At 63.3% G+C, this 25,078-nt stretch carries 24 protein-coding genes; 12 read left to right on the forward strand and 12 right to left on the reverse strand.

All coding sequences use genetic code 11. The features are described from left to right. Nucleotides 1-7 precede the first annotated feature (7 nt). The 10 genes from M2339_RS14055 (at nucleotide 8) to M2339_RS14095 (ending at nucleotide 7,015) form a co-directional block, all read left to right on the forward strand. Nucleotides 8-298: a carph-isopro domain-containing protein gene (locus M2339_RS14055; RefSeq protein WP_264606434.1), complete on the forward strand. Its 291-nt coding sequence runs from the start codon at nucleotides 8-10 to the stop codon at nucleotides 296-298. Nucleotides 299-431: 133 nt separating this feature from the next. After that, a complete protein-coding gene (locus tag M2339_RS14060) occupies nucleotides 432-695 on the forward strand; it encodes a hypothetical protein (RefSeq protein WP_264606435.1) in 264 nt (87 codons plus the stop codon). Beyond that, nucleotides 695-1,036 (forward strand): hypothetical protein, encoded by a 342-nt coding sequence (locus M2339_RS14065; RefSeq protein WP_264606436.1) that lies wholly within the window; start codon nucleotides 695-697, stop codon nucleotides 1,034-1,036. The genes M2339_RS14060 and M2339_RS14065 overlap by 1 nt, the downstream gene beginning before the upstream one ends. Beyond that, nucleotides 1,033-1,536, forward strand: coding sequence for a hypothetical protein (locus M2339_RS14070; RefSeq protein ID WP_264606437.1), 504 nt, complete (start codon nucleotides 1,033-1,035; stop codon nucleotides 1,534-1,536). The genes M2339_RS14065 and M2339_RS14070 overlap by 4 nt, the downstream gene beginning before the upstream one ends. A gap of 31 nt (nucleotides 1,537-1,567) precedes the next feature. Continuing rightward, entirely contained in the window at nucleotides 1,568-1,840 is a 273-nt protein-coding gene (locus M2339_RS14075; RefSeq protein WP_264577011.1) for an ogr/Delta-like zinc finger family protein, read from the forward strand. An 88-nt stretch (nucleotides 1,841-1,928) separates the two neighbouring features. After that, nucleotides 1,929-4,643 carry a toprim domain-containing protein gene (locus tag M2339_RS14080; protein WP_264606438.1) on the forward strand — a complete coding sequence of 905 codons (2,715 nt, stop codon included), beginning with the start codon at nucleotides 1,929-1,931 and terminating at the stop codon, nucleotides 4,641-4,643. A 159-nt stretch (nucleotides 4,644-4,802) separates the two neighbouring features. After that, entirely contained in the window at nucleotides 4,803-5,048 is a 246-nt protein-coding gene (locus M2339_RS14085) for a DUF2312 domain-containing protein (protein ID WP_264606484.1), read from the forward strand. Nucleotides 5,049-5,148: 100 nt separating this feature from the next. Further along, nucleotides 5,149-5,772: a hypothetical protein gene (locus M2339_RS14090; RefSeq protein ID WP_264606439.1), complete on the forward strand. Its 624-nt coding sequence runs from the start codon at nucleotides 5,149-5,151 to the stop codon at nucleotides 5,770-5,772. Beyond that, the gene (locus M2339_RS16235) at nucleotides 5,769-6,068 is read left to right on the forward strand and encodes a helix-turn-helix domain-containing protein (RefSeq protein WP_413714853.1); all 300 of its coding nucleotides are present in this window, start codon (nucleotides 5,769-5,771) and stop codon (nucleotides 6,066-6,068) included. Before M2339_RS14090 ends, M2339_RS16235 begins: the two co-directional genes overlap by 4 nt. Next, the gene (locus M2339_RS14095) at nucleotides 5,954-7,015 is read left to right on the forward strand and encodes a tyrosine-type recombinase/integrase (RefSeq protein WP_264588159.1); all 1,062 of its coding nucleotides are present in this window, start codon (nucleotides 5,954-5,956) and stop codon (nucleotides 7,013-7,015) included. The genes M2339_RS16235 and M2339_RS14095 overlap by 115 nt, the downstream gene beginning before the upstream one ends. A gap of 143 nt (nucleotides 7,016-7,158) precedes the next feature. Here the strand turns inward: M2339_RS14095 and M2339_RS14100 are convergent, their stop codons facing one another. Next, nucleotides 7,159-8,214, reverse strand: a complete 1,056-nt coding sequence (locus M2339_RS14100) for a hypothetical protein (RefSeq protein WP_264588158.1) — start codon at nucleotides 8,212-8,214, stop codon at nucleotides 7,159-7,161. A 296-nt stretch (nucleotides 8,215-8,510) separates the two neighbouring features. On the opposite strand from M2339_RS14100, the gene acnA reads away from it, so the two are divergent. Continuing rightward, complete coding sequence (gene acnA / locus M2339_RS14105) at nucleotides 8,511-11,186, forward strand: aconitate hydratase AcnA (protein WP_264606440.1); 2,676 nt, start codon at nucleotides 8,511-8,513, stop codon at nucleotides 11,184-11,186. A gap of 166 nt (nucleotides 11,187-11,352) precedes the next feature. Beyond that, on the forward strand, nucleotides 11,353-12,030 hold the full coding sequence (locus tag M2339_RS14110; protein ID WP_264588156.1) for a DsbA family oxidoreductase: 678 nt from the start codon (nucleotides 11,353-11,355) through the stop codon (nucleotides 12,028-12,030). Between the two features lie 28 nt (nucleotides 12,031-12,058). On the opposite strand, the gene M2339_RS14115 is transcribed toward M2339_RS14110, so the two are convergent. From M2339_RS14115 to M2339_RS14165, 11 genes are all read right to left on the reverse strand, one after another. Then, nucleotides 12,059-12,865: a class I SAM-dependent methyltransferase gene (locus M2339_RS14115; protein WP_264588155.1), complete on the reverse strand. Its 807-nt coding sequence runs from the start codon at nucleotides 12,863-12,865 to the stop codon at nucleotides 12,059-12,061. Between the two features lie 87 nt (nucleotides 12,866-12,952). Continuing rightward, the gene (locus M2339_RS14120; RefSeq protein ID WP_264571622.1) at nucleotides 12,953-14,449 is read right to left on the reverse strand and encodes a CpaF family protein; all 1,497 of its coding nucleotides are present in this window, start codon (nucleotides 14,447-14,449) and stop codon (nucleotides 12,953-12,955) included. A gap of 58 nt (nucleotides 14,450-14,507) precedes the next feature. Continuing rightward, entirely contained in the window at nucleotides 14,508-16,004 is a 1,497-nt protein-coding gene (locus M2339_RS14125) for an ArnT family glycosyltransferase (protein WP_264588154.1), read from the reverse strand. A 227-nt stretch (nucleotides 16,005-16,231) separates the two neighbouring features. Continuing rightward, a complete protein-coding gene (locus M2339_RS14130; RefSeq protein WP_181561055.1) occupies nucleotides 16,232-16,486 on the reverse strand; it encodes an ATP synthase F1 subunit epsilon in 255 nt (84 codons plus the stop codon). A 152-nt stretch (nucleotides 16,487-16,638) separates the two neighbouring features. Then, a complete protein-coding gene (gene atpD / locus M2339_RS14135; protein ID WP_181561056.1) occupies nucleotides 16,639-18,084 on the reverse strand; it encodes a F0F1 ATP synthase subunit beta in 1,446 nt (481 codons plus the stop codon). A gap of 27 nt (nucleotides 18,085-18,111) precedes the next feature. Further along, nucleotides 18,112-18,984, reverse strand: coding sequence for a F0F1 ATP synthase subunit gamma (locus M2339_RS14140; RefSeq protein WP_181561057.1), 873 nt, complete (start codon nucleotides 18,982-18,984; stop codon nucleotides 18,112-18,114). Between the two features lie 84 nt (nucleotides 18,985-19,068). After that, entirely contained in the window at nucleotides 19,069-20,598 is a 1,530-nt protein-coding gene (gene atpA, locus M2339_RS14145) for a F0F1 ATP synthase subunit alpha (protein ID WP_264588153.1), read from the reverse strand. 30 nt (nucleotides 20,599-20,628) lie between these two features. Then, the gene (locus tag M2339_RS14150; protein WP_264577021.1) at nucleotides 20,629-21,183 is read right to left on the reverse strand and encodes a F0F1 ATP synthase subunit delta; all 555 of its coding nucleotides are present in this window, start codon (nucleotides 21,181-21,183) and stop codon (nucleotides 20,629-20,631) included. Nucleotides 21,184-21,335: 152 nt separating this feature from the next. Then, nucleotides 21,336-23,111: a hypothetical protein gene (locus M2339_RS14155; protein ID WP_264588152.1), complete on the reverse strand. Its 1,776-nt coding sequence runs from the start codon at nucleotides 23,109-23,111 to the stop codon at nucleotides 21,336-21,338. Further along, a complete protein-coding gene (locus M2339_RS14160) occupies nucleotides 23,108-23,509 on the reverse strand; it encodes a GtrA family protein (RefSeq protein ID WP_264588151.1) in 402 nt (133 codons plus the stop codon). The genes M2339_RS14155 and M2339_RS14160 overlap by 4 nt, the downstream gene beginning before the upstream one ends. A 7-nt stretch (nucleotides 23,510-23,516) precedes the next feature. After that, nucleotides 23,517-25,049 (reverse strand): NAD(P)/FAD-dependent oxidoreductase, encoded by a 1,533-nt coding sequence (locus tag M2339_RS14165; RefSeq protein ID WP_264588150.1) that lies wholly within the window; start codon nucleotides 25,047-25,049, stop codon nucleotides 23,517-23,519. Between the last annotated feature and the right edge of the window lie 29 nt (nucleotides 25,050-25,078).

A 25,078-nucleotide genomic window follows, 5' to 3' on the forward strand; every position in this document is an offset into this window, starting at 1 on the left:
AATGGGCATGAGTTCGGAACAGAACATTTTCAGTCTCTTCGGGGGTATTCGCCCTGCAGCCCGCGCCATTGGCGAACCACCATCCAACGTGGCCGCGTGGAAACGCGTGGGGCGCATCCCCGCTGAGAAGCAGCCCCATGTTCTCAAGGTCGGTCAGGCTCTGGGACTTCCGATTACCGCCGACCATGTCGTCTTCCCCCTCGGCCGTCCTGCTACCGACGCGACGGACCTAGCCGATCCGGCGAAAGCGGTCTGTTTCAATCATGCGGACGAAACGAAGCGCGAGGGGCAAGCCTGATGCTCGCCCTCGGCTCCATCCTTTTCCCACTGGCCGGGGCCGCTGCCCTCGCCACGATCATCAAAAGCGGGGCGGACTATCGGGTGCAGGCGCGTGCCGCCCTCTCCGCTCTTTTCCAAGGAGGGTCACAGAAATGATCAGCAGCCGCATTTACCGGCCCGGCGAGATCATGCCGGCGAACGAGTGCCGCTATTGCCACGGCAAGGGCACATTGCAGAACGTCCACTCGTCCGCCTGGGCCGTGCCGCGGCTTATCCGCGTCCGCTGCACGCACAAGGTTGGCGACCCTTATGGCTTCGCCGAGCAGCAGCGCAATAATCTGCGCTACTGGCTGATCGGTCTTGGGGTTGGCGGCGGTTTGCTCGCCCTCGCCCTTCTGCTGGGAGGCCAAGGCTGATGACCTTCTCCCGTGTCGATCAGGAAACCATCCGCGCCATCGTGCGCGAAGAGATCGCGCTCGATGAGCTGAACAGGCTTGAGGCTCCCACCTCCCCCACGAACAAGCCTGCCCAGCTCACCTTGCGCGGAGGGGCTGGCGCAACTCCCACAGTGCCAGCCCCTACCACAATTGCCAAAGCTGCGGAATTCGTCGCGGCGCTGCTTCGTGAGGAGCGGGACCGCCGCCGCGATATCGAGGCCGTGACGGTGCATCACCGGGAGAGGGGGGCGGAGGTTCGGCTGATCGCTGGCGGGCGTTCGTTCACGCTCACCGTGAATGAAAAGCAGGTGATGGCATGACGAAGCGCCGCGAACCGCTGAGCTTTGCTGCAGCCGTCAACACCGTGGGATCGCTGGTGGGATGGGCGCAGCTCGCCCAGATCCTCGGCAAGTCAGAGCGACTGATTCGCTACTGGTCTGATGAGGACCACCGCGCGCAGCCATCGCTTGAGCAGGCCATGATGCTCGACCGGGCCTATCTGGCCGCCGGGGGCAACCATGCCCCGCTCCTCGAGGCCTATGCCGGTCAGCTCGACCTTCATACCTGGACGAGCAGTCCCTGCCCTGCCGGTCTGGCATCAGACATATCCACCGCCACGCGCGAGACGGCCGAGGCGATCAGCATCAGCATCACCTTGATCCAGCCCGGCGCGACGCTGCCAGACATGCGCAGCGCCCAGCGTGAGGTTAACGAAGGAATTGACGCGCTCAATCGCGTCCGCGCCCGCCTCAACAGCATGATCGTTCATGACGGCGGCGCGAAACAACGGGGAAGCCGCGCGGGGCGGCTTTGTGCATGAGGAGGCCATGTTGGCACGAGAAAATCACCGGATGCCGGGCGCAAGCTGTCCGGCCTGCGGGGGAGGTGCGAAGGCGCGCCGGGTGGGCAAGGTCGCGCTCACCTATCGCGAGATCTATTATCACTGCCGCGATGAGCTGGGCTGCGGTCATGTGTTCGTGGCCGAACTCACGGCGATCAGGACGGTGCGTGTCAGTCAGCGAAATCCGCCGATCCATCCCTTGCCGATCTCAGAGTGGCGCAGGGGGCCGGCGAACGACGATTCCCCCAATCCTGAACCTAATGCTGGCGCGCTAAAAGCCTAACGGCCGCCAGCCCCTCACAGACGGAATTCCGCCGCCCGGAAAGCCTCATTCCGGGAACGCTGCCCCTTTGCCTTTTGGATGCCATCCCGTGCGCGATGAATTGCTCAATGAACTGCTCCCCCGCCTCAAGCGCGACTATGGCTTTGCGGAAAAAGGCGAGTGGCTGCGCGAGGGCAAATGCCCTGAGTGCGGCGCCAAGAAGTCGCTCTATACCCATGCGGAACACCCGTGGATGCTTCGCTGCGGCCGCCTCGACAGCTGCGGCGCCGAGATCTCTGTCAAGCAGAGCTATCCAGACATTTTCGATGACTGGTCGAAGCGCCACAAGCCGACGCCCGAGAAGCCGAACGCCGCCGCCGATGCCTATTTGCGCAGCGCGCGAGGCTTCGACATCGCACCCCTCGCCGGATGCTTTTCGCAGGAATGGTATCGCGACCCCGATCTGAACATCACATCCGCAACAGTGCGTTTTCCGCTGCCCGGTGGCGGCTACTGGCAGCGCCTGATCGATCAGCCCGGCCGCTTTGGGGACAAGAAGGCGACGTTCAGCCCCGGGTCAAAGCATCGCGGCCACTGCTGGCTCTACCCCGGCGACGGCTTCGAGACGCTGGCCGTGGAGCGCGAGATTTGGATTGCGGAGGGCATCTTTGATGCGATCGCGCTGAGGCAGGCCGGCCTCGCCGCCGTCTCGGCCATGACGTGCAACATCTGGCCGGAGCATTTCCTCGCCGATCTGCGCAAGGCCTGCGCGGATCTCAATCGGCCAATGCCAAAGATTATCTGGGCCTTCGATCAGGGCGCTGCCGGCGTGGAGTGGTCACGGCGCTTTGCCAAGCAGGCGCGGGAGGCAGGCTGGCCGGTGGGCGCCGCTCAGGTGCGCGTGGATGGTGAAGGCAAGAAGACCGACTGGAACGATCTGTTTCAGGCCGACAAGCTCAAGCCAGAGCACATCGAGGACTATCTTTGGGCGGGCGACGTCACGATTGCGCAGAGCGCCGACGAAAAGGCGTTCCTGATCTACAAGAAGCATCGCTCGGCGTCGTTCCCGCTGGTGTTCAACGGGCGCCAACTCTGGGCCACCTTTTCGCTGGAGCGAATCGAGCAGCACCTCGAGCAGCTGCGCGAGGCTGATCCTTCGATCGCCGAGCTTCCCTATGGCGAGCAATGGGAACTGGCGGCCCGCCAGTCCGTGGACATTGCCGAGCTGGCGAACTGCACCTTCCGCACCCTCTATTTCCAGCGCGATACGAACATGGAAGAGGGCGCTTATTATTTCCGCATCGACTTCCCCAAGACGAAGGGCGGCCCGCGCAAAGACGCGGTGAAGGCGCCGTTTTCCGGCTCTGCCTGCTCATCCTCGGGCGAGTTCAAGAAGCGGCTCGCGGCGGTCGCGCCCGGCGCGCAGTGGGTCGGCGCGAATTACCAGCTCGACAAGCTCATGCTGCGCCAGTGGACCGATATCCAGACGGTCGAGGCGATCCAGTTCACCGGCTATTCGATTGACCATGAAGGCTGGCTGCTGGGGGATCTGGGCGTCTCCAAAGGCAAGGTCGCCAAGATCAACGAGGACGATTATTTCGTTTTCTCTCGCAAGGCGGTGAAATTGCGGACGAGCGACCGCCTGCTCTCCATCAAATACGACCCCGACAAACTCGACATCCGGTGGACGGGCGACATCTATCGCGCGTGGGGCGCCAAGGGCCTCGCGGTGATGACATTCTGGGGCCTCTCGCTCTTTGCCGAGCAGATCCGCGCCATGCAGGAATCGCTCGCCTTCCTCGAGGTGACTGGCCCGCCCGGCACCGGCAAAACGACCCTGATCGCCTTCCTGTGGAAGCTCATGGGCCGCGTCGGCAACTATGAGGGCTTCGATCCGACCAAGGCGACCAATGCCGGCATCGCGCGCACTTTGGGCCAAGTCGGCAATCTCCCAGTGGTCCTAATCGAGGGCGACCGCAATCAGGACACGCCACATAGCCGCCGCTTCGAATGGGACGAGCTGAAAACCGCTTATAACGGACGGGCGGTGCGAACGCGCGCGATCGCCAATGGCGGCATGGAGACATTCGAGCCGCCATTTCGCGGCGCGATCGCAATCGTCCAGAATGACCCTGTGGAGGCATCGCCGGCGCTGCGCGAGCGCATCATGGGCCTGTGCATCACCAAGGATGGCTGGGGGCCGCAGACACGCGAGGCTGCCGAGCGGATCAACCGCTATGAGCGCGATCAGGTGAGCGGCTTCATCGTTCACATGGTCAAGCGAGAGGCCGAGATCCTCACGCGCTACCGCGAGCGCTTCGCCGTCCATTATGAGCAGATGCTCAGGCAAGAGGGCATCCGCAACGACCGCCTGGCCAAGAACCATGCGCAGCTCGCGGCGATGTTCGATGCGATGCGCATCGTGCTCACCAACATTCCCGACGATGTTGCGAGCGAGGTGCAGGCGCAGTTTCGCGTGATGCTGGCCGAACGCCAGCGCCTCACCGAGAACGATCACCCGCATGTCGAGCTGTTCTGGGAGCGGTTCGATTACATTGAGGGGCAGGAAACCGAGAGCACGACGCACCGGATCAATCACAGCCGCATCGATGGCACGATCGCGGTCAACCTCGTGCAGTTTGAACAGAAGTGCGGCGATCTGCGCCTCTCGCTGCCACCCATTAATGAACTTAAGCGCCTGCTGCGCACCAGCAGAAGCCGCAAATTCATTGCCTATAAGCCGATCAATTCCGGCGTGACCGGCAAGACCACTGCCTGCTGGGTGTTCGAGCGCCCCGCAGGCTCCACCAGCAGCCACTCATAGGAGAGCGCAATCATGCAGCCACAGACTTCCACGCCCGTTGAAATGCGGATGATGGCCGTGCCCGATGGAATGGGCGGCACCGTCCACAAGCTTATGCCTGTCTCTCCCTCTATCGCTGCAGGAAAGGGCAAAAAGAAGGCCCGGCCCTCGCCGGATCCAATCAATGCAAATCCCGATGCGGCGGCTCAAAGCCTTCGCCAGCTCATTGAACGGCTCGAAACCCTCGAAGGGGAAAAGCGCGGGATCTCTGACGATATCAAGGATGTTTACGCCGAAGCCAAAGCCACCGGCTATGACGTGAAGGCCGTGCGGGCGATCCTGCGACTGCGCAGCCTTGATCCCAGCACTCGCCTCGAGGACGCGGCCATCCTCGAAACCTACCTGTGCGCGCTGGGAATGGAATGATGCTGGTCGCCCTACAGCGCACGCTGCTCATCCTCGCCATCATCATCGCGATTCCCTTCCTGTTCGCTCGCGGCATCGCCCGCATTTCTGGAGAAAAGCGATGAGCTTCGATCTCTTTTTCCGCTGCATGTCAGACGAAAGCGCCGATCCGCTCACGGTGCCCAAAGCGGCGATCGTGGATGAACTGGCGCGCGAGCTGCACATGCGGCGCCAGCATTATCCAAACCGGATCGCCAGCGGAAGAATGACGCGCGAGGATGCCAATCGAGAGATCAGCATCATGGCCGCCATTCATGCAGATCTGGCCGCTGATCTCCTGCTCACCCCCGGCAATGAGGACGCCGCTGCCAAGGCAAGGCGCGAGGCAGATGAACGCCTCGCCCCGTTCAGCTGGCGCGAGCTGGTGAGCTGCCTCCGCCGCGAGATCGCGATGCGACGCAAATTCTATCCCCGCATGCTCGCCACCGGCGATCGCTCGCCGGCCGATCTGCGCGGCCAGCTCGAGCGGCTTGAGGCCGCCCATTTTCTATATTGGGCGCTTGGGCGGGGCTTCTGGCCGGAAGAGCTGGAGCGTTATCGTCGCGATCCCACCGCAATGACCGCGTCGCACCATCGCATCTGGCGCGAAGCCTACGCAGAACACCGCAACCACTTTATCCCCTTCACCCTCGCACCGCGCGGCGCATATGCAACGGTGGCCGAGCCGGAGGGAGCAGCTGCATGACCAAAGACTTGCTCCTCACGCCCGCGCAAGCTGCCGCTCGGCTCCATATCAGCGACAAGACCTTGCGACGCCTTCGCCAGCAAGGGCATATCCGCTATGTCGCTATCACCGAACGAAAGATTCGGTATCGGCCGGAAGATTGTGACGCTTATGTAGCAAGCCGCGTCCGCGAGAATGAGCAATGTCAGTCTACAAGCCGAAAAACTCGACGGTCTACCTCTACGACTTCCAACATCGTGGCCGCAGATTTTATGGCTCGACGGGCCAAAAAACGAAGCGTGCCGCCGAAACTGTAGAGGCGCAGAAGCGAGCCGAGGCCGCGCTTAACCTTACATCGAAACCAGCGATCACACTCGATGAAGCGGCGGGAATTTATGAGGAGAAGCTGCGCAAGGAAGGGCGGTGGAGCAGGTCCACAGAATCTTGGATCGACAGACTGGTCAATTCGCTCGGTCCGAAGCAGTTCGTTGGCGAGATCAATCACGTGGCGATTGGGAAATATTTCCGCTCCCGGGCTGCGGAAGTCAGCGGCGCGAGCGTCAACCGCGAAATCGACGTAGCGCGCGCTCTTTGGCGCGCCACTGCCAGGGCAAAATATGACATCGGCGAGCAGCCCGATTGGGCCTCGATGCGATACGCAGTGCGAGAGCATGACCCACGTGAGTTGCAGTTTGACGAGGAGGACCGCCTACTCGCGGCCATCCGGGAAGATTATCGCCCATTCGTATCGTTTGCGCTCCTATCTGGTTGGCGCGCCGCCGAAGTCCGAGGGCTGTTGTGGTCTGATATCGATTTTCCCGCCAAGGTTGCATGGCGCACCGTTAAGGGTGGTCGGAGGATCAAACGTCCGCTCACGACGGACATGATCGTCATCGTGGCGTCGCAACCGCAGGTTTGCGCGCAGGTCTTTACCTACGTGTGCAAGAAGAGCCGGCAGAAGCGCCGCGAGGGCGAGCGATATCCGATTTCAAAAGACGGATGGCGGAAGACTTGGAGCGAAGCACTCGAAACTGCCGGCATTGCCGATTTCAGATTTCACGATCTTCGGCACACACGTGGCACGCGCATCCTGCGGAGGACAGGAAATCTTGCCGCCGCTCAGAAGGCTCTTGGCCATCGAAACATCCGTTCGACGCTCCGCTATGCACATGCCTTTGACGACGATGTGCGCGCAGCATTGGACGCATCCGAGTCCCGAACTACCCCCGAAGATCATAAAAAATCGACCCGGAAAACGGCCTAATATCAAGCTATTATGTGAATTTCTCGGGGTCCGTGTAAACGAGACGCTCTACCAACTGAGCTAATCGCCCCAGCAGCATCGTGACGGTTCGTCCGTCACAGGCGCCCCTTATCGGTCGCTATGGGGGCGGGTCAAGCTGTGCTTCAACGCTGCGGCGCCAGAAGCCCGCCCCTGCGGCGCACTTTGTCGACCCATTGCAGCGCCGCGTCCGCCGTCTCGTCGGTCAGGTCGATGAATACCCGCCGCCCATCGGTGGGATCAGCAAGCCGGACCAGGATTTTGCGCTCGGTCAGCTGCGTGATCCAGCGCAGCGCCGTGGTCGGCGGAACGGCAGCGGCAATGCAGAGGCTCGAAACCGAAACGCGCTGGCCGGCAAGGCGGGCCGCCAGCAGGTCCAACAGCATGTCCCAGGCGGGATCGGCGAACAGGTCCGCCGGCAGAAACTCGTCGCGGAGCCGCCGTGCCCGGATGAGGGCGCGGATCTCCGCGGCACTGGCGCGGCTTTCGATCGGCGACCGCTCCGCCATGGCCGGCTGGGCTGGGACCGCTGCGACCTGAGGCTTTTGTGTGGAGGGCGGCGGGGAAAGCGCCTGTCCGCTTTGCGATGTCGAACCCGCTAGCGACGAGGCAGGCTTGGCGCTGCCGGACAGTCGCTCGAGCGTCTGGGCGAGCCGGCGGACTTCCTCGCTCAGTCTCTCCAGCCGAACGCCCTCCCCGTCCCCGGCGATATCGCGCATCGTCGCAGGTCCGGACGTCATTGGGCGCAGCCCGGCGGAGACCAGCATCGTGACGATGTCCGCAAGGCTGGGATCGCACAAGACCTCGGCCTCGACGCCTTCGAGAAGCGCAAAAGCGCGCTCGAGGGAAGCCAGATCGACGAGCACACAAACCCGGCGCCCCTTCAGCATGACTTGTGGCGCCAAGGGATGCTCCAGCCAGTCGCGCGCCTCCTCACCCCTTAGATCGAGCAGGAGCAGGTCAGGCACGGTCGAGACCGCCGACCAAAGCAGGGCCGTGAGGCTTGTAGACCCGATACATTGCAGTCCCGCGCGCTCTGCAGCCCGCGACAAAAAGTCACTTGCCGGGCGATCCCCTCCCACCAGGACCGTGGGCTGCTCCAACGCTTCGCACAGCATCTGGTCGAGCCGGGACGCAAAGCTTGCATCATAACGCGGGTTGTCATCGAAGCCTGTTAACATTTGGAGCCTCAATTGCTTGATCTGGCACCAATATGCGCCATTCGATTAACCTTTTGAACCAGTTTTGTTCCATTTTGGATGAATTGGCTTCCCCGCCACCAATCCAGTCCCATCCGCATCCCACCAGGGTGCTATGTCCGCGCTTTAATTGCCCCGGCCCGCGCTCGCGCTCCCGTTGACAGGTCGCATTGAACCGTTATGGCCCAACCGATCAAAACGCCCTGCGCTGCGACCGCACTGAACGGCTAGAACCATGCGGAGTGCCAGCCACTGATATTTTTCGAGGAGACCCGCTGATGACCGCGATCGGACAGGATACGCTTGGCACGCGCGACACACTGGATGTCGGTGGCAAGCGCTATGGCTATTACTCGCTGGCGAAGGCCGCCGCGAAGCTCGGCGATTGCTCGCGCCTCCCCTTCTCGATGAAGGTGCTGCTGGAGAACATGCTCCGCTTCGAGGATGGCGTCACCGTCACCACCAGCGATGCGCAGGCGGTCATCGACTGGCTCAAGAACCCCACGGCCTCCAGCAACGAGATCCAGTATCGCCCCGCGCGCGTGCTGATGCAGGATTTCACCGGTGTACCCTGCGTGGTCGACCTCGCCGCGATGCGCGATGCGATGAACGCGCTCGGCGCGGACGCCAGCAAGATCAACCCTCAGGTGCCTGTCCACCTCGTCATCGATCACTCGGTGATGGTAGACGAGTTCGGTACGCCCAAGGCGTTCGAGGACAATGTCGCGCTGGAATATCAGCGCAACGCCGAGCGCTATGACTTCCTCAAATGGGGTTCCAAGAGCCTCGACAACTTCAAAGTCGTTCCTCCCGGCACCGGCATCTGCCACCAAGTCAATCTGGAGCATGTCGCGCAGGCCGTGTGGACCTCGGTCGACGCCAATGGCGAGACGGTCGCCTATCCGGACACCTGCGTCGGCACGGACAGCCACACGACGATGATCAACGGTCTTGGCGTGCTCGGCTGGGGCGTCGGCGGCATTGAGGCCGAAGCGGCGATGCTCGGCCAGCCGGTCTCCATGCTCATCCCTGAGGTCGTCGGCTTCAAGCTGACTGGCACGCTGGCCGAGGGCATCACCGCCACCGATCTCGTGCTCACGGTTACGCAGATGCTGCGCGCCAAGGGCGTGGTGGGCCGCTTCGTGGAGTTCTATGGCCCGGGCGTTTCGGCGCTCAGCCTCGCCGACCGTGCGACCATCGCCAACATGGCGCCGGAATATGGCGCGACCTGCGGCTTCTTCCCGATCGACGGCAAGACGCTCGATTACATGCGCCTCACCGGCCGTGACGAAGACCAGATCGCGCTGGTCGAGGCCTATGCCAAGGTGCAGGGCTTCTGGCTCGACCCCGAAGCTGCCGACCCGATCTTCACCGACACGCTGGAGCTGGACATGGGCTCGGTCGTGCCCAGCCTCGCCGGCCCCAAGCGCCCGCAGGACAAGGTGATCCTCACGCAGGTGGACGAGGTGTTCAACGCCGACCTCGCCAAGGTTTACAAGAAGGATGCCGCCGTGCGCGTGCCCGTCGACGGCGCGGCGCATGACATTGGTGACGGCGACGTTGTGATCGCCGCGATCACCAGCTGCACCAACACCTCCAACCCGAGCGTACTCGTCGCCGCCGGTCTGGTCGCCAAGAAGGCCACCGAAAAAGGCCTCAAGCCCAAGCCATGGGTGAAGACCAGCCTCGCGCCTGGGTCGCAGGTGGTTACCGATTATCTCGAGAAGGCGGGCCTCCAGACCTATCTTGATGCCGTCGGCTTCAATCTCGTCGGCTATGGCTGCACGACCTGCATCGGCAACAGCGGCCCGCTCGCCGATCCGATCAGCAAGGCGATCAACGGCAACGACATCGTCGCCGCCTCGGTCCTCTCGGGCAACCGCAACTTCGAAGGCCGCGTGAGCCCGGATGTGCGCGCCAACTTCCTCGCCTCCCCGCCCCTCGTGGTTGCCTATGCGCTCAAGGGCACGGTCACGACCGATTTCGTCGAGACGCCGATCGGCCAGGGCAGCGATGGCACAGACGTCTATCTCAAGGACATCTGGCCCTCGAACGAGGAAGTCCGCTCGGTGATGGAAGGCGCGCTCACGCGCGACATGTTCCAGAGCCGCTATGCCGCCGTCTTCACCGGCGATGAGCGCTGGCAGGCGATCGACGTGACCGGCTCGGATACCTATGCGTGGCGCGCCGGCAGCACCTATGTCGCCAACCCGCCCTATTTCGAGGGCATGGAGATGACGCCCGCGCCGGTCGCCGACATCATCGACGCCAAGCCGCTCGCCATCTTCGGCGATTCGATCACCACCGACCACATCTCTCCGGCCGGCTCGATCAAGGCGGCTAGCCCGGCCGGCCAGTGGCTGCAGGAACGGCAGGTCGCCCCTGCCGACTTCAACAGCTACGGCTCGCGTCGCGGCCATCATGAGGTGATGATGCGCGGCACCTTCGCCAACATCCGCATCAAGAACCTGATGCTGGACGGCGTGGAAGGCGGCATGACCAGCTATGCCGGCGAAGTGATGCCGATCTATGACGCAGCCATGAAGCATGAGGCCGACGGCACGCCGCTCGTCGTCATCGCCGGCAAGGAATATGGCACCGGCTCCTCGCGTGACTGGGCGGCCAAGGGTACGCGCCTGCTCGGCGTGCGTGCGGTCGTGGCCGAGAGCTTCGAGCGCATCCACCGCTCCAACCTCGTCGGCATGGGCGTGCTGCCGCTGCAGTTCCCCGAGGGCACGAACCGCGAGACGCTGGGCCTCACGGGCGACGAGAGCTTCACCATCCGCAACGTCGCCGGCCTTAAGCCGCGCCAGACCGTGACGGTGGAAGCGCGCCGCGCGGACGGCACCAGCTTCACCTTCGAGGCGCTGTGCCGCATCGATACGGTGAACGAGCTGGATTACTTCCTCAACGGTGGCATCCTGCCCTACGTGCTGCGCAAGCTCGCAGCCTGAGGCTCAAATCGCCGGGCACGCTGACCCGGCCGACGATCAACATGAAGGGGGCGATGGACGATAGTCTGTCGCCCCTTCTTCATGTGCCAGAGGCGGCGGTAGACGGCCCTCGCCGGGGTTGTGCTCCCCCTCCCCTCCGCTACACTCGTCGCGATCAGGAGAGACCATGACCCCCACCCTCAGAATAGACTTCGTATCCGACATTGCCTGTCCCTGGTGCGTGTTGGGCCTGCTCGGGCTTGAAGAGGCCATCGGTCGCCTGGCGGGTGACGTGGATGTCGATCTGCATTTCCAACCGTTCGAGCTCAGCCCAGATATGGCGCCGGAGGGACGCACTGTCGTCGATCATCTTGCGCAGGCTTATGGATCAACGCCCGACGAGATCCTCCAGCGCCGCGCCGTGGTGAGCGATCGCGCCGCCGCTTTGGGCTTCGACATGAAGACCTCGCTGGAGACGCGCGTCTACAACAGCTTCAATGCCCATCGCCTGATGCATTGGGCAGGGCTGCAGGGCCGGCAGCCGGCCCTCGCGCGCGCGTTGTTCGAGGCTTATCACAGCCGCAACGAGAATATCGCGACCGCTGACGTGCTCCTCGACGCCGCCGAGAAAGCCGGGCTGGACCGGGATTCAGCAAGTGCGGTGCTCGACTCGGATGAATATGCCAATGACGTGCGTCAGGCCGCATATCTCTGGCAGACCCGCGGCGTGACAGGCGTGCCGGCCGCGATCATCGACGGTCGCTACCTGATCTCCGGCGCGCAGCCCGCCGAGGCCTATGAGCAGGCGTTGCGCCAGATCGCCGCACAGCCGCAATCGGACGGCAATCCGCCCGCCCCCGCGTAGAAGATGGGGCTGAGCGGGGCCGTGCCGTTTAGCCGGGCTTGCGGAACCGCAACGTCATGCGGTCGCTTTCGCCCACCGCCAGATATTTGTCCCGATCGACCGCGCCATTGCGCAGGGTCGGCGGCAGCGTCCAGACGCCGGTGGCCCAGTCCGCCGTGTCACGCGGGTTGGCGTTCACGTCAGAGCTTGCCTCCAGTACGAAGCCGGCATCCTCCGCCAGCTTGCGCACCGTCGAGACTTTCAGATAGCCGCTCGTCTTCTCGGCCGCGGTGTCGCGGTCTTCGGGCAGGCGATGATCGACCACCCCCAGCACGCCACCGGGCTTGAGCATCCGGAAGAACTGGCCGAAAATCTCGCCGCCATTGCCGCGCATGACCATATTGTGGACATTGCGGAAGGTGAGCACAGTATCCGCCGCGCCATCTGGCACCTCGGTCAGCTCGACCAGCTTCACCCCGCCATAGAGCGCGGGATTGGATGCGATCAGCTTCTCTGTGGACTGGCGCCCCTGCCCGCCCGGCTGGACGCCATAATAGGTGCCGCCGCCCTTGGCCGCCAACGGAGCGAGAATCTCGAGATACCAGCCGCCGGAGGGGAAATATTCGACGACGGTCTGCTTACCGCTCACGCCAAAGAAGCTCAACGTTTCGGCCGGGTGGCGATATATATCGCGTGCAACATTGCTGGCCGTGCGGGTCGGCGCAGCCACGGCAGCGGCGATGTCCGGCTTGATGGGGACGGCTGCTTCAGTGGCCGCCAGAGCCGGAGCGGTGGCGACGGCACTGCCAGCCAGCAGAAACGCACCGGCGAGCATGAGGGATGTCCTGAAAGGCATGGGGTGTCTCTCCGTGAGGGGCGTTATGCGGCAAGATGTCGCAAGCCCGGACGGAGCGCAACCCAATGACGGACGAACGCGCTGCCCTTAGAGGCAGGCTTCCAGCAGCGCCTGATCGAAGCCGAAGCCCCGCGCCTTCTCCAGCGTATAGGGGCGCAGGCCCATCGAGCGATATTCGCCGATGATCCGCCCGTCCGCATCTTCATCCAGATACTCGAACTTGAACAGCTCCTGGGTGACAATCACGTCGCCTTCCATGCCGATCACCTCGGTGACGTTCGTGACGCGCCGCGAGCCGTCGCGCAGGCGCTTCACCTGCACGATCAGGTCCACCGAATCGGCGATCTGCTTGGAGATCGCTTCCTTGGGGATCTTGATGTCCCCCATCAATATCATGTTCTCCATGCGGCCCAGGCACTCGCGCGGGCTGTTGGAGTGGAGCGTACACATGGAGCCATCATGGCCGGTGTTCATCGCCGCGAGCAGATCGAAGCATTCCGCGCCACGAATTTCGCCCAGGATGATGCGGTCCGGCCGCATACGCAGGGCGTTCTTGACCAGGTCGCCGATAGTGATCGCCCCCTGCCCTTCCAGATTCGGTGGCCGGGTTTCCAGCGGCAGCCAATGCGGCTGCTGGAGACGCAGTTCCGCCGCGTCCTCGATGGTGATCACGCGCTCGCCCGGATCGATCATCTTGGAGAGGGCATTCAGCATCGTCGTCTTGCCCGAGCCGGTACCGCCTGAAATCACGATGTTGAACCGGCAGGCCCCGGCGATCTTGAGCGCCGTTGCCATCTTGTCGGACATCGAGTCGCCCCGCGCCATGATGTCCAGCGTGATCGGCTTGGCGGCGAACTTACGAATCGAGATCGCCGTGCCGCGCAACGAGAGCGGCGGTACGATCACGTTGACGCGGCTACCGTCCGGCAGGCGGGCGTCCGCCAGCGGCGTGGTCTGATCGACCCGGCGGCCGACCTGATTCACGATGCGCTGGGCGATCTGGAACAGATGCTCCTCATCGCGGAAATGAATCTGCGCGAGCTGCAGCTTGCCCTTCTTCTCGATGTAGGTCTGGGCCGGGCCGTTGACCATGATGTCGCTGATATCCGGGTCGGCCAGCAACTCCTCGAGCGGCCCGAACCCGAGCAGCTCATCAACCAGCACCTTCTCCAGTGCAAACTGCTCGCGCCGGTTGAGCGTGAGCTTGAGCTGCGCCAGCACCTCCATGATGATCGGCCGGAATTCCTCGGCCAGCTCATCCTTGGTCAGCGTCGCCGCCGCCTCCGGATCTACCCGCTCCAGCAAGCGCGGCAGCACCTGCTCCTTGATGCGATGGACGTTGGCCTCGAAACCCTGCGAATGATCGGTCTGCGCATGCTCGGAATTCATCCGCTCATTCAGGCGCCCGAGGGCATCGGCGTGGCGGTCGGGGGTGGAGCCTACGCCAGCAGGGGAAATATCTGGCGCGGCTGGTTCTAGCGGCGCGACGGCTGGACTGGCTGAGGGAACGCCCCCATGCATCGGCCGCGCAACCCCAAAGGACGACTTGGCGCCTAAACCGGTCTTTCGTCCAAATGCATTCATCGACAGGTCTGCTTTCAGCTGTCGTCGGCATGCGCCGACCATTGCGCTTGATTTACGCTCAGAACTGTTTGGAAAATGCTAAGAGGTGGTCGGATTTCGACCCAGGTGCAGTGAAACGGCGGTGCGGCGGGGGGGCGGGCAACGCCCAGACCTCCATTTCATAACGGGGCCGATGGGCCTCGTTCATTGGAAGCCTTGCTATCAAACGATAATTGCGCTGCAAGCCCTGCATGAGAATAGCGCGCGTCGCTTCGTTGTGCGGGCGCACGAGAGGGGTGTGTGACAACGCGATCACCGCCGGGCGACGTGAGAGAATTCGCCGCATTTCCTCGGAAGGATCGAGTCCGATGGCGGGGCTTTCCAGCGAAAAGCTCATATGCTGCGGGAACAGCCTGCTCGTCACGTGACAGGCATCTGTGAGTGCGTACAGAACGGGCGGCCCTTCAAACAGGTAGAAGCAACCTCCATGGCGGGCACCGTCAATTGCCCTCGCAAGCTGCTCGATGTATCCTCTGCGCTCCAAAACACGAGAGCGATCTGGCCACCCGCTTATGAGTGCCGCCCAGATGATAAGGACCAAGAGCCAAAGGAAACCGGTCCCTTTGCGCGCGAATATGGGCGAAGCCAGCACGACCAGAGGTGGCAAGAGGGGCAACGCATAATGATCCCAGAAGTTGGGAATCATGAGAAACCCGCCCAGCGCAGCGAACATCCAACAGACCAGAAAGACAGCAACGGTCTTCTTGTCTGGCGTACGGACGAGGTAATGCGCGCCTGCAACACTCATCAAAATCAACGGACAGAGAATAAGGCTAAGCCATTTGGCAACCTGGATTGTCACGTCGAGAGACTGAGGGGCTTTCAAGCCCACTGAGCGGATGGAAGCAAACCAATAGTCTTCGAATTTCCCGATCGCCGCAAAGCCAAAGAAGATCATGAGCGTTGGCGCAGCGCCGAGAAGCGCGAACTGGATGATCCTTACCCATCGGGTTCGGCCCGAGGGGCTGGCCGGGTGGAGCGCGTGATAGGCTGCCACAATGCCCATAAAAACGCCCTCGACGATCGCCGTCGGTTTCACGGTGATCGCAAGGCCGCACAAAAGCATCGCGATATACGCTCGGCGGATTGGCATTTCATCCTGAGCCTGCCGATCGGCTGAGGGCAGCAACAATGAAACGGCAAGGACAATGAAGAGGTTATAGAAGACCGGCGATTGGCCTCCTGCTCCGATCAACATCGGCAAGCAAGCGAGGTAAGCCACACCGGCGAAGCAGGCCGGAATAGCCGGATAGAAGCGGCGGACGATACTGGAAATGGTGAGGGCGGTGCAGAAGGCAAAAAGCCCCGCAACCAGCTGGGTGGCCTCTATGCCATTTCCCGGAAGAAACGCGATCAGCCAGTAGATTATGAAAAGACCGAATGGCTTGCGGTCCCATACATCCACATAGGGAACTGCACCCTGATGCATCGCCTTTGCGAAAACGAGATAATAGTTCTCGTCTTCATGATAAGCGAGGTCGCCAAACCATGGAGCACGGGTCACGACGGTGGCCAAGAGCAAAGCCACTCCGATCAGTATAGACTGATGCCGTCGGACGAACTGCGATATCTTCTTGGGGTATGTTGCTAAGCGCGATCGTTGCGCTGGAGCTTTTGACTGAACGCGCACATGCTGCATATCGCGAAACCCTGGCGGATTATCGCAACAGGCCGATACACCGCTGCATTGGCCTTGCAGCGAATACGGTTAAAAAACCGTATTGGGACTTTTGTCAGCTACTCTTACCCAGCCTTCTCAGCGAGCACCGTCAGGCCAGCTTCGCTCACCTCAGCAAAGCCCCCTTCGACCATGATCACCCGCGGCTCGGCGCCGTCGCGGTCGTAGACTTTCAGGGCGCCGTCCTTGACGGTGGACATGAAGGGCGCGTGGCCTTCCAGCACGCCGAATTCGCCCTCGGTGCCGGGCACGACGACCATGTGGACGTCCTGCGAGAGGACGAGCTTCTCAGGGGTCACGAGTTCGAAGTGCAGTGCCATGGTCTTCTCTCCCCCCTCACATCGGAGGGGTAAAGGGTGGAATGGTCGCGCCGGCTGAACATGCCCGGCGCCGACCCTGTTACGATTGCGCCCCGCGGGGGGGGGGCGCCGGCGCCTCCCGCCGTAAGCGAAAGGCGCTTCAAGCCGTCAGATCAGGCTGCTTCCGCCGCCAGCTTCTTGCCCTTCTCGATGGCTTCGTCGATACCGCCGACCATGTAGAAGGCAGCCTCGGGCAGATGGTCATACTCACCATCGACCACGGCCTTGAAGCTCTTCACCGTGTCTTCGATCTGGACGAACTTGCCCGGAATGCCGGTGAACACCTCGGCGACGTGGAAGGGCTGCGAGAGGAAGCGCTGGATCTTGCGCGCACGGGCAACGGTGAGCTTATCCTCTTCGGACAGTTCGTCCATGCCCAGAATCGCGATGATGTCCTGCAGCGACTTATACTTCTGCAGCGTCTCCTGAACGCGGCGGGCCGTGTCGTAATGCTCCTGGCCCACGACGGCAGCGGTCAGCACGCGGCTGGTCGAGTCGAGCGGGTCGACGGCCGGGTAGATGCCCAGCTCCGAGATCGCGCGGTTGAGCACGGTCGTAGCGTCAAGGTGCGCGAAGCTGGTGGCCGGCGCCGGGTCGGTCAAGTCGTCTGCCGGCACGTAAATGGCCTGCACCGAGGTGATCGAACCCTTGTTGGTGGAGGTGATGCGCTCCTGCAGCGCGCCCATGTCGGTCGCGAGCGTCGGCTGATAGCCCACGGCCGAAGGAATACGGCCGAGCAGAGCGGACACTTCCGAGCCGGCCTGCGTGAAGCGGAAGATGTTGTCGACGAAGAAGAGCACGTCCTGCCCTTCCTGGTCGCGGAAATATTCGGCGATCGTCAGGCCGGAAAGCGCAACGCGCGCGCGGGCGCCCGGCGGCTCGTTCATCTGGCCGAACACCAGCGCCACCTTGGAGCCTTCCGGCGTCGGGTTGCCGTCGGCATCCTTGGCGATAACGCCGGCATCCAGGAACTCGTGATAGAGATCGTTGCCCTCACGAGTCCGCTCGCCAACGCCAGCGAACACCGAGGTGCCGCCATGGCCCTTCGCGATGTTGTTGATCAGCTCCTGAATGAGCACGGTCTTGCCCACGCCGGCGCCGCCGAACAGGCCGATCTTGCCGCCCTTGGCATAAGGTGCGAGCAGATCGATGACCTTGATGCCCGTCGCCAGAATGCTGGTCTCGGTCGACTGGTCGACGAACTCCGGTGCCTTGGCGTGGATCGGCGCGGTGGTCGCGGCATTCACCGGGCCACGCTCGTCGATCGGCTCGCCAATCACGTTGAGAATGCGACCGAGCGTCATCGGGCCGACCGGCACCGAGATCTGCGCGCCAGTGTCGACCACGTCCTGACCACGGGTCAGACCGTCGGTGGCGTCCATGGCAATCGTGCGCACGGTGTTCTCGCCCAGATGCTGCGCCACTTCGAGCACCAGCCGCTGGCCGTTATTGTCCGTCTCGAGCGCCGAGAGAATCGCCGGGAGCCGATCCTCGAAGATCACGTCGACGACGGCGCCGATCACCTGGCTGATCTTGCCGACATTGTTGGTGGCTGCCATGTCTCTGCTTCCTTGCCTGCTTGTCCGTTAAAGCGCTTCTGCGCCCGAAATGATTTCCACCAGCTCGGTGGTGATCGCGGCCTGACGGCTGCGGTTGTACTCGATCGTCAGACGATTGATGAGATCGCCGGCGTTGCGCGTCGCATTGTCCATCGCGGTCATCGATGCGCCCTGCTCGCTGGCCATGTTCTCCAGCAACGCCTTGAAGATCTGGATGGTGATGTTGCGCGGAAGAAGATCCGCGAGGATCGCTTCCTCGTCCGGCTCATATTCGACAGCGGCGCCCGAAGAGGCGGGCGCATCCGCCGGCACAGCGACCGGGATGATCTGCTGCTCGGTCGGCGTCTGCACTAGCGGCGAGCGGAACGCGGCATAGAAGAGATGGGCCACGTCGAACTCACCGGCAAAGAAGCGCTCGGAGATGTCCTGCGCGACGGCCTGCGCCTCGTCGAAACCGGGCGTGCGCACGTCCGTCGTATCGAACTGACCGGCGATGAGGCCGGGGAAGGTGCGCGCGATTACCGCGCGACCCTTGCGGCCGATGAGGTAGAACTTCACCGTCTTGCCCTGCGCGATCAGCACCCGCGCCTTGGCGACAGCCGCCTTGACGATGTTGGCGTTGAAGGCACCCGCCAGACCCTTGTCGCCATTGGCCACGACGAGCAGATGCACGTCGTCCTTGCCCGTGCCAGCAAGCAGACGCGGTGCGCTGTCGCCGGTCACCTTGCCGGCAAGACTGGCAACGACCTTCTCGAGCCGCTGGGCATAGGGGCGCCCGGCTTCGGCCGCCGCCTGCGCCTTGCGCAGCTTGGCCGCAGCGACCATCTGCTTGGCCTTGGTGATCTTCTGGGTCGACTTGACCGAGGCGATCCGACCCTTGAGTTCCTTGAGCGAAGCCACTGGCTCAACCTACCTTTTCATCGTCGTGCCGGTCATGCCGGCATCAGGTCCCCACCGGCTAGGCCGATGGGGATGCGAACCATCTCAGGCGAACGTTTTGCCGAACGCGTCCAGCACGTCCTTGACCTTGGCCTTCACGTCGTCGCCGAGGTCACGGCTGTCGCGAATCGCGGTCAGGACATCGGCATGGTGGGCGCGCATATGGGCCAGCATCGCTGCTTCGTAGCGGGTGACGTCGCTGGTCGCGATGCCATCGAGATAGCCATTGGTGCCGGCGAAGATCGACACGGTCTGCTCCTCGAAAGGCAGCGGCGAGAACTGCGGCTGCTTGAGCAGCTCCGTCAGGCGCGCACCACGGTTCAGCAGCTTCTGCGTCGAGGCGTCGAGGTCCGAGCCGAACTGGGCGAACGCGGCCATTTCGCGATACTGGGCCAGCTCCAGCTTGATCGAGCCGGACACCTTCTTCATCGCCTTGGTCTGCGCCGCCGAACCCACGCGGGACACCGAGAGACCCACGTTAATGGCGGGACGGATGCCCTGATAGAACAGGTTCGTTTCGAGGAAGATCTGACCGTCGGTGATCGAAATCACGTTGGTCGGAATGTAGGCGGACACGTCGCCGGCCTGCGTCTCGATGATCGGCAGCGCGGTGAGCGAACCGGCGCCGTTGGCGTCGTTCATCTTGGCGGCACGCTCGAGCAGACGGCTGTGCAGATAGAACACGTCGCCCGGATAGGCTTCGCGGCCCGGAGGACGACGCAGCAGCAGCGACATCTGGCGATAGGCGACGGCCTGCTTGGAAAGGTCGTCGAACACGATCACGGCGTGCATGCCATTGTCGCGGAAATACTCGCCCATCGCAGCGCCGGTATAGGGCGCGAGGAACTGCAGCGGCGCCGGCTCGGAAGCGGTGGCGGCGATGACGATGGAATATTCCATAGCGCCATTCTCTTCGAGCTGACGGACGATCTGCGCAACGGTCGAGCGCTTCTGGCCGACGGCGACGTAGATGCAATACAGCTTCTTGCTCTCGTCGGTGCCGGCGTTCGGGCCCTTCTGATTGATGAAGGTATCGATCGCGACGGCGGTCTTGCCGGTCTGACGGTCACCGATGATCAGCTCGCGCTGGCCACGGCCGATCGGCACCAGCGCGTCAATGGCCTTGAGGCCGGTCTGCACCGGCTCATGCACCGACTTGCGGGGAATGATGCCCGGCGCCTTCACCTCGACGCGCGAACGCAGGTCCGACTGGATCGGGCCCTTGCCGTCAATGGGGTTGCCGAGGCCGTCGACCACGCGGCCGAGCAGACCCTTGCCGACCGGAACGTCCACGATGGTGCCGGTCCGCTTGACGACGTCACCTTCCTTGATCTCGGCGTCCGAACCGAAGATCACGACGCCGACATTGTCGGCTTCCAGGTTGAGGGCCATGCCCTGCACGCCGTTGGAGAACTCGACCATCTCACCGGCCTGAACCTTGTCGAGGCCGTGGATGCGCGCGATGCCGTCACCGACGCTGAGCACGGTGCCGACTTCGCTGACTTCCGCTTCGGCGCCGAAGTTGGCGATCTGGTCCTTGATGACCTTGGAGATTTCTGCGGCGTTGATATCCATGTTCAGCCTTTCATCGGATTCTTTGGCGCGTTAGCCGCGCATCGCCTGGGCGAGCTTGTTCAGTCGGGTACGGAGCGAGCTGTCGATCATCTGGCTGCCCATCTTGACGACGAGGCCACCCATGATTTCGGGATCGACGGTAAGATCAAGAGCCATGTCGCGGCCCGTGCGCGCCTTGAGCTGCCTGGCCAGCGCGTTCTGCTGGTCCTGGGTCAGCGGGAAGGCGGAGGTCACTTCTGCACGCGTCTCGCCACGATGGGCAGAGAGCAGCGTAGAGAATGCCCGAATCACGGCAGGAATCTGCGAGAGGCGGCGATTCTGCGCCAGCACGCCCAGCGTCCGCTCCGTCAGCGAATCGAGCCCGAGGCTCTGCGCTACGGCCTTGATTGCCTTGGCAGCATTGTCGCGGCCGACCAGCGGGCTCTGCGTCAACGCCTTGAGATCGTTCGACTCGGCCAGCGCGGCCTTGAGAGTCTCAAGGCTTGCCGCCACCGAATCGAGCGCCCCCTTGTCCCGCGCCAGCTCAAAAAGCGCGAGCGCATAACGCCCCGCCAAGCTAGCCTGAATACCGCTGGAATGCTCCACGCGCGCCTTGCCTCTTGTCCGAATTGAATCGCGCCAGAAAAGGGGAGGTACGGCTGCACCCCCCTTGACACGGGGGGGCGGTTAGCAGGGGTCGCCCTGCGATGCAAGTCGGGAGGGACAGGCCGGGCACGGATGCGCCGGAAGGCGTGGCGTCAGTGCAAAATCCGGTACAAACGCGCGCCCGGCTGCTGCAGGCGGTCATCGGAGACCAGCCAAGGCGGCACCTGTCCATCCGTCAGACTGGCAGCAAGGCCGTGAGGCGCGGCCTTGAGATAATTGCGCGCTTCCGGTGCGGTCGGGCAGAGCAGCAGATATTGGGCGGGAGTCGCCAGGACGATCGCGCGCGCCTTGTCCGGCTTGGCCGTGAAGGCGCGAATGACCGTCGCCATCGCGGCACTGTTCCGATGATAGCCCGCAGCGACGATCGAGAGATCGGTGCGATAGAGAATCAACGGCCCCATATCGATCGGCGCGAAGATCTGGCCGGACCCCAGAGACTTGAACATCGGGGTGGCAATGGCGGTCGGGCAGTCGCCATCCGTCCGCGCTTCGGTGCTGCCTTTATCGGGCGGGAACAGCATCTGGCCGAGCTCATAGGCCGGGAGTGCCGTCGAGAGGAGGAGGGTGCCCGCCATCGTGAGGCTCCAGCCGATTCGCGGCCGAAAACGATGGCGCTGGCCGGCGAGCAGCATAATGGCGGCGGCCATGCCGGGCAGGGCATAGAGCTCTGCCACCGCTGTCGCCCGCATCACGGTCATGCCGAGCAGCCAGGCAAAGGCGGCCGCCAACGCCAAGCCCAGCCACATCATCGCATGGAGCGACCTGCGACAAGCCCAAGCCCGCCACATGGCGGCGATGACGCCGGGGAGAGGGGCCAGAATCATCAAGGTCGCGAACGCGCCGCCCTGTCGCCAGAAGGGCAGGCCCTCGCGGACGCTATAATACCAGTAATCGCGCACCAGAGGATCCAGCCCGGCAAATGGCCCGGCCAGACAGGCGGGCGCGATCAGCACGACCGCAGCGGCGGCCCCGGCCCCACCGACAATGAGCGGGACGAGGCGCAGCGCTGGATTGGCGGGACGAAGCAGGCGGTCGACCAGGAAGAGCATTGCGCCCGCAATGAACAGCGCGGCGATGTAGGGTGCAGAGATCGCATCGCAATGGCTCTCCACAATCAGGCCAGCGCCGCGCGTGCCGAGAATCAGGAACAGGCTCGCGCCGATCAGCGTCGCCATGAACAGATGGATGCGCCGGTCGCCGGTGCGCACGAACGCCAGGGCATAGAGGCCGGCGAACAGCGCCGCATAAGGCAGGCCCTCGATCGACACATGCATCCAGACCGCACAAGCAAGCGCGCATCCGACCGCAGGCCAGCGGCCGGGTCGGGTCCACGCCAGCAGGGCGCAGGCCGCCATCAGCAACTGCCAGCCATGATGATCGACCCGCATCGGCGCAAACTGCAGCCCGACCATGAGGCACGCAGGCAGCAGGGCGAGCATCAGCAATGCGACTTCCCGGCCGGCGATATCCCGGAGCAGCCGGCCCATGACGAGCATCAGCGCGAGGCAGAGCATAGCAGGCACCGCCACCAATGCGACGACGTCCGCCATGGGCTGGCCAACGAGGGGCCGGAGCAGCACGATCACTAAAGCGATCGGCAGGTCCACCAGCCGGGACCAGTGCAGGTCCCCACCGGTCGGTAGGTTCATGCGATATTGGGTGACGTCGCTCCACGCCTGGCCATTCAGCCAGTCGCGGACCTGGACCATGCGCATGTAATTGTCCGGATCGCCGAGCGAACCCGCCCTTGTCTCGGTCCAATTGGGAATGGCGAGAAGGGCCATGGCGAAAAGCCAGATGAGGGGCACGTACCGGTAAAAGGGCTCACCGTGCCCGAGGCGCTGGCCCGAAACATCCCCGGCAGTCATGCGAAAACGATCGCCTTGCGCAACATATAGGTCGCCTGGAAACTGACAGCGACCGCCAGCGCTTTGGCGAGCAGGGGCATCACCCCGAGCATCGCGCCGAGCGCGACGATACCGGTCGTCAGCGCCAGACCGATCAGCGCAGACCCCACGAACAGCGCCTTCTGACGAACGCGATCCGCGCCGCTCGCAGCGGGGCCTTGCGCGAAGACCAGGCGCGAGGAGATCAGCCAGTGCATGAGGATTCCGGTCATATAACCAAAAGCCGCCGCAGTGGCAGGGGCCATGCCCAGGTGCAGGCCAGCCATGAACAGCCCCACGTCGCCAGCCAGCGCCACGAGGCTGGCAAGACCATAACGCAGATAGGTGTGGCCGAGCAGCCCGGCCAGGAACGCGCCCATCACCCGATCATGCCACCATGCGGCGCCCGGCGGGCACGGCGCGCTGGCTCTCCAGCGCCGCACGCTCTCCCGCGCTCAGGGCGCCCTCATGGCCCGCTTCATGATATTCGGCATCCTCGTTGACGCCCCAGATATCGAACACCCGCTTGCCGGCGATGATATTGCGCACGGTCAGCATGGCCGTCATCATCGCGTGATCCTGATTGTTATAGCGATGCATCCCGTTCCGCCCGATCAGGTGCAGCGTGGGATATGTATCCTCCAGCTCGGCGCGAATGGCCGCGACATTCGCCGCATAAGCCTCGTCATAGACGGGATAGGCTTTCTCCTGACGCACCACAGCGCCGCCGACCACCTGATCCGCGCGGATGAGGCCCATCAGTACCATCTCCTCGGTCGCCAGCGCGATCAGCTCCTCATCGCTGGATGACCAGAGCCCGTCGCCTTCGAAGCAGAAATATTCGAGGCCCACGCAGGCGATATCGGGATCGGGCACCATTTCGGGTGACCAGCTGCGGAAATTCTGCACCCGACCCACCTTCACGCGCGGATCGTGAATGTAGATCCAATTGTCTGGAAACAGGTCTTCGGAGCGGATCATCAGCGCGACCGTCAGAAAATCGCGATAGTTGAGCGCCAGCGCGTGCCCGAGCGTCTTGGGCACCGGATGGATGCGGCTCGCCAGCTCCCGCATCGGCGCGGAGCTGATCACATGGTCAGCACTGATCGCGACCGTATCGCCGGCCGCCCGCGTCGCGGTGACGCGCCACCGGCCTGTCACCTGATCGCGGTGAATCTGCTTGAGGGCATGGCCCATCAGCACATGATTGCCGCCTTCGACCACGCGATCGCGCGCGGCGTCCCACATCATCCCCGGTCCGAGACGGGGGTAGCGGAAATTCTCGAGCAGGGTCTTGGCACCCATACCGTTGTTTGGCTTTTTGTTGAGGCCAAGGCTGCGCTTGAGGCCATCGAGCACCGCCTTGCCCAGGCTCAGGCCCTTGATGCGCTGCGCCGCCCAGTCGGCGGACATGGTATCGCACGGCATCCCCCACACCTTCTCGGTGTAGGTCTTGAAGAAGATGAAATAGAGCTTGCGTCCGAACTGGTTGACCACCCAGTCCTCGAAGCTGCGCACCGGCTTGATCGGCGCGATCTTGGCCTTGGCGTAGCTCAACATGCAAAGGGTCGAGCGGATGATGCCGAGATTGCGCAACGCCTCGAACGCGCGCAGTGGATAGCTGTAGAAGCGGCCTTGATAATAGATGCGGCTCATTCTTGGCCGCTCGATGAAATCATGGGGCAGGATCTCGTTCCACAGATCGACCACCTCCTGCGATTTCGAGAAGAAGCGGTGCCCGCCGATATCGAAGCGGAATCCCTCATGCTCGACCGTGCGGCTGATGCCACCGACCTGCGCGGTATCCTTCTCGATCACCATCACGCGCAGCCCCGCTTTGGTCAGCAGATAGGCAGCGGTCAGCCCGGCCGGGCCAGCACCAATGATGGCCACATCAACGGAATGGGCGGAATTCGACATTCAGGCAGGTCCCCGGAACCGAACAGGTC

Source organism: Sphingobium sp. B2D3C, from assembly GCF_025961835.1.
In the GTDB taxonomy this organism is placed as follows: Bacteria; Pseudomonadota; Alphaproteobacteria; order Sphingomonadales; family Sphingomonadaceae; genus Sphingobium.

Coding starts and splice junctions, on each gene's coding strand:
- acnA (WP_264606440.1), top strand. CDS start 8,511: ATGACCGCGATCGGACAGGATACGCTTGGCACGCGCGACACACTGGAT.
- M2339_RS14165 (WP_264588150.1), bottom strand. CDS start 25,049: ATGTCGAATTCCGCCCATTCCGTTGATGTGGCCATCATTGGTGCTGGC.
- atpA (WP_264588153.1), bottom strand. CDS start 20,598: ATGGATATCAACGCCGCAGAAATCTCCAAGGTCATCAAGGACCAGATC.
- M2339_RS14060 (WP_264606435.1), top strand. CDS start 432: ATGATCAGCAGCCGCATTTACCGGCCCGGCGAGATCATGCCGGCGAAC.
- M2339_RS16235 (WP_413714853.1), top strand. CDS start 5,769: ATGACCAAAGACTTGCTCCTCACGCCCGCGCAAGCTGCCGCTCGGCTC.
- M2339_RS14070 (WP_264606437.1), top strand. CDS start 1,033: ATGACGAAGCGCCGCGAACCGCTGAGCTTTGCTGCAGCCGTCAACACC.
- atpD (WP_181561056.1), bottom strand. CDS start 18,084: ATGGCAGCCACCAACAATGTCGGCAAGATCAGCCAGGTGATCGGCGCC.
- M2339_RS14160 (WP_264588151.1), bottom strand. CDS start 23,509: ATGGGCGCGTTCCTGGCCGGGCTGCTCGGCCACACCTATCTGCGTTAT.
- M2339_RS14075 (WP_264577011.1), top strand. CDS start 1,568: ATGCCGGGCGCAAGCTGTCCGGCCTGCGGGGGAGGTGCGAAGGCGCGC.
- M2339_RS14110 (WP_264588156.1), top strand. CDS start 11,353: ATGACCCCCACCCTCAGAATAGACTTCGTATCCGACATTGCCTGTCCC.
- M2339_RS14120 (WP_264571622.1), bottom strand. CDS start 14,449: ATGAATGCATTTGGACGAAAGACCGGTTTAGGCGCCAAGTCGTCCTTT.
- M2339_RS14055 (WP_264606434.1), top strand. CDS start 8: ATGAGTTCGGAACAGAACATTTTCAGTCTCTTCGGGGGTATTCGCCCT.
- M2339_RS14100 (WP_264588158.1), bottom strand. CDS start 8,214: ATGTTAACAGGCTTCGATGACAACCCGCGTTATGATGCAAGCTTTGCG.
- M2339_RS14090 (WP_264606439.1), top strand. CDS start 5,149: ATGAGCTTCGATCTCTTTTTCCGCTGCATGTCAGACGAAAGCGCCGAT.
- M2339_RS14095 (WP_264588159.1), top strand. CDS start 5,954: ATGTCAGTCTACAAGCCGAAAAACTCGACGGTCTACCTCTACGACTTC.
- M2339_RS14115 (WP_264588155.1), bottom strand. CDS start 12,865: ATGCCTTTCAGGACATCCCTCATGCTCGCCGGTGCGTTTCTGCTGGCT.
- M2339_RS14130 (WP_181561055.1), bottom strand. CDS start 16,486: ATGGCACTGCACTTCGAACTCGTGACCCCTGAGAAGCTCGTCCTCTCG.
- M2339_RS14065 (WP_264606436.1), top strand. CDS start 695: ATGACCTTCTCCCGTGTCGATCAGGAAACCATCCGCGCCATCGTGCGC.
- M2339_RS14155 (WP_264588152.1), bottom strand. CDS start 23,111: ATGACTGCCGGGGATGTTTCGGGCCAGCGCCTCGGGCACGGTGAGCCC.